Source organism: Acinetobacter sp. SH024, from assembly GCF_000163635.1.
Classification (GTDB): Bacteria; Pseudomonadota; Gammaproteobacteria; order Pseudomonadales; family Moraxellaceae; genus Acinetobacter; species Acinetobacter pittii.
In genome coordinates, this window is sequence record NZ_GG753605.1 from 124,395 (window position 1) to 136,438 (window position 12,044).

Annotated in this window: 13 protein-coding genes; all 13 read right to left on the minus strand. The window is 34.3% G+C overall.

The window, feature by feature from the left end; translation table 11 throughout:
* Positions 1 to 2: 2 nt before the first annotated feature.
* From galU to HMPREF0013_RS22915, 13 genes are read right to left on the minus strand one after another with little or no spacing between them, the layout of a single operon-like run.
* Positions 3 to 878: a UTP--glucose-1-phosphate uridylyltransferase GalU gene (gene galU, locus HMPREF0013_RS22865; RefSeq protein ID WP_005071818.1), complete on the minus strand. Its 876-nt coding sequence runs from the start codon at positions 876 to 878 to the stop codon at positions 3 to 5.
* Between the two features lie 31 nt (positions 879 to 909).
* The gene (locus tag HMPREF0013_RS22870) at positions 910 to 1,512 is read right to left on the minus strand and encodes a sugar transferase (protein WP_005071816.1); all 603 of its coding nucleotides are present in this window, start codon (positions 1,510 to 1,512) and stop codon (positions 910 to 912) included.
* 36 nt (positions 1,513 to 1,548) lie between these two features.
* Positions 1,549 to 2,349, minus strand: coding sequence for a glycosyltransferase (locus tag HMPREF0013_RS22875; protein WP_005071815.1), 801 nt, complete (start codon positions 2,347 to 2,349; stop codon positions 1,549 to 1,551).
* Entirely contained in the window at positions 2,349 to 3,113 is a 765-nt protein-coding gene (locus HMPREF0013_RS22880; RefSeq protein ID WP_005071813.1) for a glycosyltransferase family 2 protein, read from the minus strand. Before HMPREF0013_RS22880 ends, HMPREF0013_RS22875 begins: the two co-directional genes overlap by 1 nt.
* A 4-nt stretch (positions 3,114 to 3,117) precedes the next feature.
* On the minus strand, positions 3,118 to 4,134 hold the full coding sequence (locus tag HMPREF0013_RS22885; RefSeq protein WP_005071812.1) for an EpsG family protein: 1,017 nt from the start codon (positions 4,132 to 4,134) through the stop codon (positions 3,118 to 3,120).
* Positions 4,127 to 5,170 carry a glycoside hydrolase family 99-like domain-containing protein gene (locus tag HMPREF0013_RS22890; protein WP_005071809.1) on the minus strand — a complete coding sequence of 348 codons (1,044 nt, stop codon included), beginning with the start codon at positions 5,168 to 5,170 and terminating at the stop codon, positions 4,127 to 4,129. The genes HMPREF0013_RS22885 and HMPREF0013_RS22890 overlap by 8 nt, the downstream gene beginning before the upstream one ends.
* A 16-nt stretch (positions 5,171 to 5,186) precedes the next feature.
* Entirely contained in the window at positions 5,187 to 6,014 is an 828-nt protein-coding gene (locus tag HMPREF0013_RS22895) for a glycosyltransferase family 2 protein (RefSeq protein WP_005071807.1), read from the minus strand.
* 19 nt (positions 6,015 to 6,033) lie between these two features.
* Positions 6,034 to 6,585, minus strand: coding sequence for a dTDP-4-dehydrorhamnose 3,5-epimerase (gene rfbC, locus HMPREF0013_RS0105805; RefSeq protein ID WP_005071806.1), 552 nt, complete (start codon positions 6,583 to 6,585; stop codon positions 6,034 to 6,036).
* Complete coding sequence (rfbA, locus tag HMPREF0013_RS0105810) at positions 6,575 to 7,465, minus strand: glucose-1-phosphate thymidylyltransferase RfbA (RefSeq protein WP_005071805.1); 891 nt, start codon at positions 7,463 to 7,465, stop codon at positions 6,575 to 6,577. The genes rfbC and rfbA overlap by 11 nt, the downstream gene beginning before the upstream one ends.
* Positions 7,462 to 8,355, minus strand: a complete 894-nt coding sequence (gene rfbD, locus HMPREF0013_RS22900) for a dTDP-4-dehydrorhamnose reductase (protein WP_005804805.1) — start codon at positions 8,353 to 8,355, stop codon at positions 7,462 to 7,464. The genes rfbA and rfbD overlap by 4 nt, the downstream gene beginning before the upstream one ends.
* A 2-nt stretch (positions 8,356 to 8,357) precedes the next feature.
* A complete protein-coding gene (gene rfbB / locus HMPREF0013_RS22905) occupies positions 8,358 to 9,425 on the minus strand; it encodes a dTDP-glucose 4,6-dehydratase (protein WP_005804806.1) in 1,068 nt (355 codons plus the stop codon).
* 18 nt (positions 9,426 to 9,443) lie between these two features.
* A complete protein-coding gene (locus HMPREF0013_RS22910) occupies positions 9,444 to 10,607 on the minus strand; it encodes a nucleotide sugar dehydrogenase (RefSeq protein ID WP_005804807.1) in 1,164 nt (387 codons plus the stop codon).
* Positions 10,604 to 12,040, minus strand: coding sequence for a lipopolysaccharide biosynthesis protein (locus HMPREF0013_RS22915; RefSeq protein ID WP_005071801.1), 1,437 nt, complete (start codon positions 12,038 to 12,040; stop codon positions 10,604 to 10,606). The genes HMPREF0013_RS22910 and HMPREF0013_RS22915 overlap by 4 nt, the downstream gene beginning before the upstream one ends.
* Between the last annotated feature and the right edge of the window lie 4 nt (positions 12,041 to 12,044).

A 12,044-nucleotide genomic window follows, 5' to 3' on the forward strand; every position in this document is an offset into this window, starting at 1 on the left:
ATTTATAATTCTAACTCAGTAATCATTGTTTTAAATGCTTGGCCTAATTGCGGGTGTTCAACACCATAATGCAACACAGCCTTTAAATAGCCCAACTTACTACCACAGTCAAAAGTTTGCCCTTGCATATGATATGCTTCGACCGTATTCGTTTGCTGTAACATGGCAATGGCATCAGTCAATTGAATTTCATTACCAGCACCTTTTGGGGTCTGTTCTAAAAGCTGCATAATTTTTGCGGGTAAAATATAGCGCCCAACTACTGATAAATTTGAAGGTGCAGTGCCTACAGCAGGCTTTTCTACAATACCTTGCATAGCAATACTCTCACCAGCAATTGGCGGGTTAGGAACATCGACAATACCATATTGATCAACCAAGTGTTCTGGCACAGCTTCAACCATAATTTGGGCAGCATGTACTGTTTCGTAACGCTCTATCATACGAGCTAAATCATTTTTTTCAGATTTATTTTTAACCAACACATCAGGTAAAAGCACAGCAAAATCATTATCACCTACAATACTCTTAGCACAAAGTACCGCATGCCCCAAGCCTAAAGGCTTTGGTTGACGTACACTCACGATACTGACATCTTTAGGTAAAATATCGGTAATTTCTTTGAGTAAATCATATTTTTGTTTTTGTACTAATGTCGTTTCCAACTCAAAGTCATGGTCAAAATAATCTTCAATGGCAACTTTCGCAGAGTGAGTCACAAAAATAATTTGCTTTATACCTGCTTCAACTGCCTCACGTACTACATATTCAATAGCAGGACGATCAACAACTGTAACCATTTCTTTGGGAATCGATTTACTTGCTGGTAAAAAACGGGTACCTAAACCCGCAACTGGCAAAACTGCTTTTTTAATCATTGAACTGTTACCAACTATTATTTAAAAAAACCTAATTATCTCGAGAACCAGTGAAACGACTTGCGCCCACTGCTTGATCCGGTGCGTTAATTCCTTCTTTTTTCAGCATGACTTCTGCTGTTTTAAACATAATTTTAAAATCGAGCCAAAGATTTTGTGTATTCACATACTGCACATCTAGATCGAACTTTTCTTCCCAACTCAAATTATTACGTCCACTTACCTGTGCTAGACCAGTCATACCCGGTCGAACTTCATGACGACGCATCTGCTCTGGTGTGTAATATTTCAAAAAATCTGGCAACTGGGGACGTGGTCCTACAATGCTCATATCGCCTTTAAGCACATTAATCAGCTGAGGCATTTCATCGAGTGTAGTAGAACGTAACTTTTGCCCAAAAGGGGTAATCCGCTCTTCATCTGGTAAAATATTACCTTCTTGATCAACCGCATCCTTCATAGAGCGAAATTTAATCATTTTAAATAATTTACCATCTTTGCCCGGACGTTCTTGTAAGAAAAAGACAGGGGAACCTAAGTTTTTCCTAACTTTATAAATTACAATCAAAAAAACAGGCATTAGAAGAATTAAGGCAGATAGGGCAATAATGATATCTACAAGCCTTTTTAACATCTGAATATACCTACAAATTTCATTTTAAATGCTTCATTATTTAGAAAATTGATTTAAACATTTTGCGTTAAGCCTACTACGCCCCATATCATAAATCCATCCCCATTTATTGAAGTATTGTATCGCGCTTTTTAAGTGTGCTTTAAGTAATTGTTTGTTTTTATATGATGCTTGTTCGTGAACATGCACTACTTGTGCTAATGGATAGTACACTGTACCAAATTGGTCAGCACAACGACGAGATAAATCCACATCTTCCATATACATAAAAAAACGTTCATCAAAACCATTAATTGCTAAAAGTTTTGCCGCATCAAATAACATAAAGCAGCCTGAAAGATAAGGCACAAAATATGGCTGATTAAGTGAATAATCTTTTAACAAATATTGTTGATCAAGCTTTTTGGCAAAAGATGGGGAAAAACGACGGGCAAATAGGTTCAAGGGCGTAGGTATTAACCGCGCACCATATTGGTCTTCACCAGTATCATAGACAATTTTTGGTAAAAACAAACCTTCAGGTCGGCTTTGAGCAAAGTCTAACAATTGGGCAAATTGCTCAGCATCAAAGTAAATATCTGGGTTACAAATGAGAAAATAATCACTTTTTGGCGCATATTTACGGATGGCGATATTATGTCCATAACCAAAACCAAAGTTACCCTCTGATTTTTCATAAACAACTTTAGGATGTTGAAATGTTGTAGCCCAGTTACTTGAATGGTTATCTACCAAAATAACTTTTTCAATGCTTGGAGTGGCAAATAAACTGTCGAGTGTTGCTTTTAACTCAGCATAGCTATGTTTATATAAAACGATCGAAGCAATAACGTTCATTAAAAAAACTTCTTCCAATATCTTAATGGATATTTCAAATATTCGATCATAAATGCAAATAAGAAGAAAAATATAGAAATTTTCCCTTTCTTAAGCAGCTCATAATTTGCAGTTAAATAACCAAGATGCATCTTTTTTATATTAGAAGACAAACCTGATTCGCCAATTGCTTTCTTGAATCCATGTGCCAAGAACTCATCAATCATAAAAAAACCATGATCGCTTAAATTCATAAACCAACACAGATAATCTTCACAATAGCGCAATTTGTCATCAAAAAAGATGAAGTTTTTTCTTTCTACAATAACAGTTGGAGTTGCAATATATTGTTTAAATATAAACTTTTGTTTTTTGATAAAAGCATAATTAGTAGAATTAATAATACTAAAGTCTATAGGTGTTGCATGATATTTATGAAAAGAAAAGCTAAGGTTATTTCTAACCATAAAATCAATCTGCAATTCTAATTTTTGAGGATGCCAAACATCATCTGCATCGAGAAAGGCGATATATCTAGATTTTGATGCCTCTACGCCGATATTCCTACAATATGATGGCCCCCTATTAACTGTATTTATAATTGTATATATAGGAATATTGTAAGTAAGATTTTCCAATAGATCAAAATATATTTCTGTATCACAACTATCAATAATGACTATAATTTCTTTTGGCAGTAGAGTTTGGGTAAGAACAGATGTTAAAGTTCTTACTATTGTCGCTTCACTCTTATAGAAAGGGATTATTACACTAACATCTAACATTAGTTTACTCCCAAAAAAAAGTATATGGCAAAAATGGAGAATCACCTACTCCTGCTAGAGAATAGAATCCATACATCCTATATAAAAAATAAATGAATCCCACACAGTATAGAGAAATAGTATATTTTTTATTTTTAAAAAGATTTTGGTCTAAACAAAGTGAAACTATAATAAAATATAAAAGCAAATATTGAAATCTTAGACCAGCATACGAAACAAATACTAATCCATAAAAAAATATAGCTACAAAGAGAAGATGATTATTCCTATTTCTATTTTCTTTGTAAAACACTGAATTTAAAAATAAAATAGCTATAGTTGTAAACAATGTAGTTAAGCCAGAATATATATTAGGGGCGCTCATATTGGAATAATCTTCTATCTTAGAATCTATATAATCCTTAAAGCTAAAAAACATACCAAGAGAGAAAAACAGCAAAATCAACAATCTTTTAAAACTAATATAAGTAATATACTTAAGGAAGAGAAAAAAAATGGATGTTTTTTGAGACAAAAAAGCAAAAAACATTAAAACTCTATTACTCATCATTTTTTCGCTAAATATAAAAAACCCACTTAATGCAAATGCTAAACCATATCGAATTCCATTCATTGTCATATCATAATAAAAAACTGGAAGGACCAGTGATATAAAAATTGTAATTCTGTCCTTATCCTTAAAGAAAAAAGAAAATAAAATGAAAATTATATAGAATGAAAAAATATTTAAAACTATATAAGGATTATTTGTAAAAAGTAAATTAAATTTCACCAAAAAAACAAATAAAGGTTCAAAATCATATTCAAAATTAGATATATAATAAAATTGAACAGATTCAACATAACGATAGTAATTATAAGTATCCACACCAACCATGCCCTTTAATAAAGGTACAAGAATTAAAGGTATAGAAGAAATCAAAGTTAGAAACTTTGCAGATTTATTACGGAGCCTATGGTTTAGCACTAAACATAGGCTCAATAAAATATATGGTATAATATAAAAGAAAATACTAATCATATTTTCTCAGCGCCTCTTTCATGACTTTAAGCATAGTGAAACCGTAAATACTATCAGGCTCAAGTAAGTTCCCTTCAGCCCACTCATTCCATGATTTCACTATCAAAAAATCAGATTCAAAATTTAAATTATGTGACACATGTTCGTTAAAAACTTGTGAATCAAATTCATTTAGCACAATACCATTGGTAGCATGTCGAATACTTGTATCCCATCCTGAAAAAATAACAGGTATCTCACCAGAACTGTTTTTTAGATTTTTTTCTAGCATCATCATTCGTTTATAGGAGTAAAAGAAGGGGCCTAGTTTAAATCGACCTTTCGTAAAATTATTTATTTTTTCTTTAATAAAAGTTAATGTTTTATATCTTCTTAAATTTAAAAATTTACCAGAATTCAAAAAACCATCAAATTTATCTACATATTCTGCATCCCTATCAGTATTTTCTGCAATCCAATGAACGCCAGCAAGCTCATTTTTCCTTGCTAGCTCATCAAAAATACTCATAAAATCGTTTAAATCTGGAATATCTTGTGGCCTAAATATTAAAAAAACAGGTTTGTTATCCTTTTTTATATAATTTTTATTCTTAAAAAATGGCAACAAATAGTTAAAATATTCAATATAATCCTCTTTACCTAAATATTTTTGCTCTTTTAAAAGGATTCCTTTCGTTTTATTTAACCAACTATGATTCGCCCAAGCTAAACAATATTTAACATTAATATTTTCCTTTAAGATTAATTCTAATGGTTTTTCAAGCAATTTCTCACCTTTACCGAACCAATAATTCCAGATTAAAAAGCCATCTATACCATGTTCATTAGCAATACCGTATTGTTTCTCAATAATATTTTTATCAAGTAAGTTATATTGTCCCAATGGTTGAACTGGTTTTCTTATTTCATGAAATTTAGAATAAGCTACCGCCTGATTAATTTTTGTCCACTCAGTAAACCCTTTACCCCACCATAAATTATTCTCTTCAACTTCATGGAATTGTGGCAAATAATAACTTAAAACAATTTTCTTCATCTCAAACTCATCATCTTTAGTAGAAAATTCTACTGTAAAATTTGGCAACAATAGTCATAAATACATATACAGCTATATTTTGTATACTTTTATTCTTCAAAAATTCACTTTTATAGTATAATTGTTTTGCAAAAACTCCATTACGTATTAAATATGGATGTTTTTTTGCTAGTATCCAATAGTTATCAAGAAAATTATTTGTTGAGCTTATACTTGATATATTAATAACCTGCCTTACTAAAACAGTATCCAAATGAAATATTTGCTCCCCCCTATGAACAACTCTTAGTACATAATCCCAGTCCTGAAATCGCTTTAATTCTTCATCAAAAAATATTTCATTTGCTAAGGTAGCTCGAACCATAATCGTTTGTGTGCTGATTATATTTTTTTTCCATAAGACATCTTTAACCTTTTCTTTATCTACATATCTTCTTGGTATTACTCGCTTCTCATTTTTGACTGAATCTATACTTTCTAAAGAACAAAAACATAAATTAATATCCTTTTGCTTATCAAAAACTAATTTCTGTAATATTAATTTCTGAGGTAACCAAGTATCATCACTATCATGAAATGCAATAAATTCTCCACGCGACAACATAATTCCTGTATTACGTGCGCCATTCGCTCCTTTCGTACGCTGATTCTTAAAATATTTGATAAGAGGTGAGTTTAAAGATTTTACGACTTCTTCAGTATTATCGGTTGAAAAGTCATCTACAACTATAATCTCAAGTGGTTGTAGTGTTTGATTCAAAACACTTTGCAGTGATTCTTTAATCAAATGCGCACGGTTATAAGTTGGAATAACAACACTAATACCATCAGCTATAAAATCCATAAATTCTTTCTCTTTTACCTTATTTTGTAAACAAAGATGCCGCTTGATCTTTATCACTCACTAATACTTCATCAACTTCCGCCAAAGGCCAGTCAATTGCAAGTGTTGGGTCATTCCAAATAATGGCCCCTTCACTTTCTTTATTGTAGTAGTTTGTGGTTTTATACAAGAACTGGGTATTGTCTTCTAAAGAGATAAAACCATGGGCAAAACCTTCAGGAATCCAAAACATAGTTTTGTTTTCTGCACTGAGTTCAACCCCAATCCATTCGCCATAGGTTTTTGAGTCTGGGCGAATATCTACAGCCACATCCCAAACGCGACCTTGTACAACACGCACCAGCTTTCCTTGTCCATAGGGTGCATTTTGATAGTGTAAACCACGCAACACACCTTTTTGTGATAATGAATGGTTATCTTGTACAAAAGTTGGAACTGGTAAATTTAAATCTTCAAGTGCTTGAGCAAAACGTTGTTGATTAAAACTTTCCATAAACCAACCACGGTCATCACCAAAAACACTTGGATGAAGAATCAAAAGCCCTTCAATTTTAGTCGTTTCAACCTTCATTTGATTCTTCCCAAACTTTTTTCAAATATTGACCATATTCGGTTTTTTTCAATGCTTCCGCACTACCTAAAAGCTGTTCTTTACTAATCCAGCCTTGGTGGAAGCCAATTTCTTCTAAACATGCCACTTTGAAGGACTGACGCTTTTCAATGGTATAAATGAAATGACCAGCTTCAAGCAAAGATTCATGTGTGCCTGTATCTAACCATGCAAAACCACGGCCAAGTAATTCAACGTTAAGTGAGCCGTCTTGTAAGTAAGCGTTGTTAATGTCAGTAATTTCCAGCTCACCACGTGCAGAAGGTTTCACTTGTTTTGCAAACTCAACGACACGGTTATCATAGAAATATAAACCTGTTACTGCATAAGGCGATTTTGGTTGGGTTGGCTTTTCTTCTATACTTAGCACTTTGCCAGCTTTATCAAACTCAACAACACCAAAACGCTCGGGATCTGTCACATGATAACCAAATACCGTTGCTCCATGTTCACGTGCAGAAGCAGCCTCTAATTGATGACTAAAGTGCTGACCATGGTAAATATTATCTCCCAAGATCAAACATACACTATCTTGACCAATAAACTCTTCACCAATTAAGAAAGCTTGAGCCAAGCCATCTGGAGAAGGCTGTACTTTATAGCTGAGCTCAATACCAAACTGCGAACCATCGCCCAAAAGTTTTTCAAAGTTTGGTAAGTCTTCTGGAGTTGAAATAATCAATACTTCACGAATACCCGCAAGCATAAGTACTGAAAGCGGATAATAAATCATTGGTTTATCATAAATCGGTAAAAGCTGTTTTGACACACCTTTAGTAATTGGATGTAAGCGTGTACCTGAACCACCCGCTAAAATAATACCTTTACGTTTTAAGCTCATTTGTTTAAAAGCTCCGTTAATGCTCGTTTAACACCTTCTTGCCAGACTGGAAGAGTCAGTCCAAAAGTGCGTTGTATTTTCTGATTATCTAATCGTGAATTGTGTGGTCGTGTTGCAGGCGTTGGGTAAGCACTTGTTGGGATTGGACTAACCTTTTGTATCGTCAACTCTTGCCCCAAAATACGTGCTTGTGCAAATGCATAGTTTGCGTAGCCAAACCAAGAAGTCTCACCACTTGCCACCAAGTGATAAATACCAACTTTGTTTGCGTCTACTACCGTTTGCGGAATAGCATGTGCGGTGATGTCTGCAATCAATTCTGCTGAAGTTGGCGCACCAATCTGATCATCAATAATTGACAACTCTTCACGTTGTTGAGCCAGACTCAACATGGTTTTTAAGAAGTTTTTCGCTCTTGAGGCATATACCCACGAAGTTCTGAATATTAAATAGCGACAGCCACTATCAACAATCGCTTGCTCACCCAAAGCCTTGGTTTTCCCATAAATATTTAATGGTGCAATTGCATCAGTTTCAACAAAGGCTGTTGTTCCCATACCTTCAAAAACATAGTCTGTTGAGTAATGCACCAATAAAGCATTCGTTTTCAAACAGGCTTCAGCTGCAGCTTTTACAGTTTGATGATTGACGATATCAGCTTGTTCTTGCTGAGTTTCCGCCAAATCGACAGCCGTATATGCAGAAGCATTGACCACAACATCCGGTTGTACTGCCAAAATCGTGTCATAAATCGCCTGTAGTTGGGTCATATCACCAGACAGGCCGTTTAAACCATGGCGGTCTAAAGCAATGATATCTCCTAAAGGTGCAAGCGCACGTTGCAACTCCCATCCTACTTGTCCATTTTTGCCAAGCAATAAGATTTTCATATTTATCCTTGATATTGCTTGTTTAACCAAGACTGGTATTCACCACTTTGTACGTGCTCAACCCACTCTTTGTTATTTAAATACCATTCAACAGTTTTACGTAAACCAGTTTCAAATGACTCTTCCGGTACCCAGTTGAGTTCGTCTTTGATTTTGGTTGCATCGATTGCATAACGCACGTCATGGCCTGGGCGGTCTTTTACATACGTAATCAGATCTTTATACTGTGCTACACCTTCTGGTTTTTTTGGTGCAAGCTCTTCAAGTAGATCACAAATTGCATATACAACATCAAGGTTAGCTTTTTCGTTATGCCCACCAATGTTGTATGTTTCACCTATCACACCTTGAGTCACTACCGTATAAAGCGCACGCGCATGGTCTTCTACAAATAACCAGTCACGAATTTGCTGACCATTGCCATAAACTGGTAATGGTTTTGCTTGTAACGCATTTAAGATCATTAGTGGAATAAGCTTTTCCGGAAAATGAAATGGGCCATAATTATTTGAGCAGTTAGTCACTAATACAGGTAAACCATAAGTACGATTCCATGCACGTACCAAATGGTCTGAACTTGCTTTACTTGCTGAATATGGTGAGCTTGGTGAATACGATGTAGTTTCGGTAAATAAATCCGTTGTGCCTTCTAGGTCACCATAAACTTCATCGGTTGAAATATGGTGAAAACGGAAAGCTGCTTTCTTTTCATCGCTTAGACCTAACCAATAAGCACGGCTAGCTTCTAACATTTGATAAGTACCAATCACATTGGTTTCAATAAACGCATAAGGACCGGTAATAGAACGGTCTACATGTGACTCTGCCGCAAGATGCATAACTGCATCTGGTTGGAATGTCTCAAACAACTTATCTAAAGCAGCTCGATCACAAATGTCTGTTTGAGAAAACTGATAACGTGGATTATCTGCCACAGAAATTAAAGATTCTAAATTTCCTGCATAAGTCAGTTTATCAACATTTAATACTTCATTTTTTGTATTTTGGATAATATGACGAACAACCGCTGAACCAATAAAACCAGCGCCACCAGTAATTAAAATTTTCATACAACTACCTAAGTATAATTAATTTTCACCAAATAAATCACGAGTATAAACTTTGTCAATGACGTCTTCGAGTTCACTCACCATACGGTTTGCAATAATCACATCCGACTCTTGTTTAAAACTATCAAAATCGGTCAACACACGTGAGTTAAAAAATGTTGAGTCATTTAAACTTGGCTCAAACACGACGACTTCAACTCCTTTGGCTTTCAGGCGCTTCATCACACCTTGAATCGCAGATTGTCTAAAGTTATCTGAACCCTGTTTCATTACTAAACGATACACACCAACCACTTTGGGTTTTCTTGCCAAAATTTGCTCGGCAATAAAATCTTTTCGTGTTGTATTTGACTGTATAATTGCTCCGATCAAATTTTGCGGGACATCTTGATAATTGGCTAGCAATTGCTTTGTGTCTTTTGGTAAACAGTATCCACCATAACCAAATGATGGATTGTTATAATGTGCCCCAATACGTGGATCTAATCCTACAGCCTGAATAATATCTTTTGAGTTCAGCCCACGTGATGCGCAATATGAGTCTAACTCATTAAAATAAGCAACACGCATTGCCAAATAAGTATTTGAGAAAAGCTTTACAGCTTCAGCTTCCGTTGCATCCATTTGTAGTACATCTACATCAGGTCTTAAACTAGCATTTTTAAATAATTGTCCAACTAATGCACCAACTTCTGAGGTATTACCCACAACAATCCGCGATGGATACAAGTTGTCGTACAATGCCTTGCCTTCACGCAAAAATTCCGGAGAAAAAACAACTTTCAATGCTGAAAAGGTCTCCTTCATACGCTCAGTAAAACCGACAGGAATTGTAGACTTCACCACAATAATGGCATTGCTTTTTAATTGGTTTAAATCTTCAAGTACAGACTCAATCGAACTCGTATCGAAATAATTGCTTGCCTCATCGTAATTGGTCGGTGTGGCAATAATAATGACTTCCGCATCCACATATGCAGAATGTTTATCTAATGTTGCTTTAAAGTTTGAATTATCAATCAAATATTCTTGAATAAGGTTATCATGAATAGGAGATATGCCTTGATTAAGTTTATCAATTTTTGTGGCATCAATATCGAGGGCCATCACTTCATGCTGTTTAGAAAACAGCATCGCATTTGATAAGCCCACATAACCTGTACCAACTACTGTTATTTTCATATTTTCAACTTTCTCAAAGACCATTTAACGAATTGATTTACTTGACCAATATTACAAAGATAGAAACAAATAAAGTATATAGCCATACCCAAAAATATTGCTGCAAAAAGGTCATATTGCAGCGACTTGAAATTGATATAAGGTAAAACCAAGGCCAAAACTAAAGTCATCAATAGAGCTGGTATAATTGCCTTAATAACTCTGATCACCAATTCAAATAATTTGAATTCCAATAACACTCCCATGCAATAAAAAACAACAAAAGCATTAATAACATTTGCCAAAAAATAAAATTTAACAAAACTGACAATGCCCCAATATGTGCCTACTACATAAAAAATAGTCATTAAGACAGAGCTAAATAAACCTAGCTTAAAAAAGAGTTTAGTTCGACCATATGCCGTTAAGATAGTACCAGATATAGATAGTGCGGATTGTATAATTGCCGTAGGAGCAAGCCAGAATAACATCTCATGCAAATAAGGCCACTTCTCTCCAAAAAAAACATCAACAAAGTTTTTAGAGAGAACCATCAATCCCATCATTAAAGGTGCAGATAAACTTAGAATATAGAATAAAATATCAAAATAACTTTTCCGAACTCCTTCAGAATTCTCTATCTTTCCCATAAGGTTCGGAAGTAATGCTCGAGTAACTACAAATGTGATATTTTGTATAGGGAAGAGCATAATTCTATTTGCAACACTGTAAGCCCCTAATATTGCTGAACTAAAAAATTTACCGATAAGAATCACATCTAAATTTTTTGAGAAATAATTTAAAAAATTAAACAGAAACAGATAGCCACTAAAATCCAATAAACCACGCTTATCCTCTTTTTTAATGTCACAATTGGATAAACTTACTTTTATTGAAGACAACTTAAAGAAAAGAATTGTACTCAATATGGTCTGCAATAAACTTTGGGCAACTAGGCTATACACACCAAAATTGGCTTTAGCCAATGTAATAGCCAAAGCTAAAGCAAGTACATTACTCACAATCTCAACCATCATAACAAGTCGAAACTTTTGTTCCTTTTCAAGATAAGCTTTATGTACAATACCAAGAGAAACGATAGGGAATAATAGTGACAATAGGAATATAACGATTTTCAATTCTGGCATTGAGTAATACCACGACATAACAAAAGCTGCTATGAAGGATAAAAACATGATACAAACACCTGAAAAAACATTAAATCTGAATAAGAAATTAATAAATGTTTGAGTTATATTCTTCTTCTGAACAATGGCAGTCCCTGTCCCCATGTCACTAAATAGACTTGCAAAATTTACAACAACAAAGGCCAATGCCAACACGCCATAAGCATGTGGTGATACAATACTAGTTAAATAAAATAATGCTATTAATTGGCTTGCAATTTTCACAATTTGACCAAGACCAATCCAAAAAATATTTTTTAATAGCATCAAT

Excerpts from the sequence above, each read along its gene's own strand:
- galU (WP_005071818.1), bottom strand. The coding sequence starts at position 878 with ATGATTAAAAAAGCAGTTTTGCCAGTTGCGGGTTTAGGTACCCGTTTT.
- HMPREF0013_RS22870 (WP_005071816.1), bottom strand. The coding sequence starts at position 1,512 with ATGTTAAAAAGGCTTGTAGATATCATTATTGCCCTATCTGCCTTAATT.
- HMPREF0013_RS22875 (WP_005071815.1), bottom strand. The coding sequence starts at position 2,349 with ATGAACGTTATTGCTTCGATCGTTTTATATAAACATAGCTATGCTGAG.
- HMPREF0013_RS22880 (WP_005071813.1), bottom strand. The coding sequence starts at position 3,113 with ATGTTAGATGTTAGTGTAATAATCCCTTTCTATAAGAGTGAAGCGACA.
- HMPREF0013_RS22885 (WP_005071812.1), bottom strand. The coding sequence starts at position 4,134 with ATGATTAGTATTTTCTTTTATATTATACCATATATTTTATTGAGCCTA.
- HMPREF0013_RS22890 (WP_005071809.1), bottom strand. The coding sequence starts at position 5,170 with ATGAAGAAAATTGTTTTAAGTTATTATTTGCCACAATTCCATGAAGTT.
- HMPREF0013_RS22895 (WP_005071807.1), bottom strand. The coding sequence starts at position 6,014 with ATGGATTTTATAGCTGATGGTATTAGTGTTGTTATTCCAACTTATAAC.
- rfbC (WP_005071806.1), bottom strand. The coding sequence starts at position 6,585 with ATGAAGGTTGAAACGACTAAAATTGAAGGGCTTTTGATTCTTCATCCA.
- rfbA (WP_005071805.1), bottom strand. The coding sequence starts at position 7,465 with ATGAGCTTAAAACGTAAAGGTATTATTTTAGCGGGTGGTTCAGGTACA.
- rfbD (WP_005804805.1), bottom strand. The coding sequence starts at position 8,355 with ATGAAAATCTTATTGCTTGGCAAAAATGGACAAGTAGGATGGGAGTTG.
- rfbB (WP_005804806.1), bottom strand. The coding sequence starts at position 9,425 with ATGAAAATTTTAATTACTGGTGGCGCTGGTTTTATTGGTTCAGCGGTT.
- HMPREF0013_RS22910 (WP_005804807.1), bottom strand. The coding sequence starts at position 10,607 with ATGAAAATAACAGTAGTTGGTACAGGTTATGTGGGCTTATCAAATGCG.
- HMPREF0013_RS22915 (WP_005071801.1), bottom strand. The coding sequence starts at position 12,040 with ATGCTATTAAAAAATATTTTTTGGATTGGTCTTGGTCAAATTGTGAAA.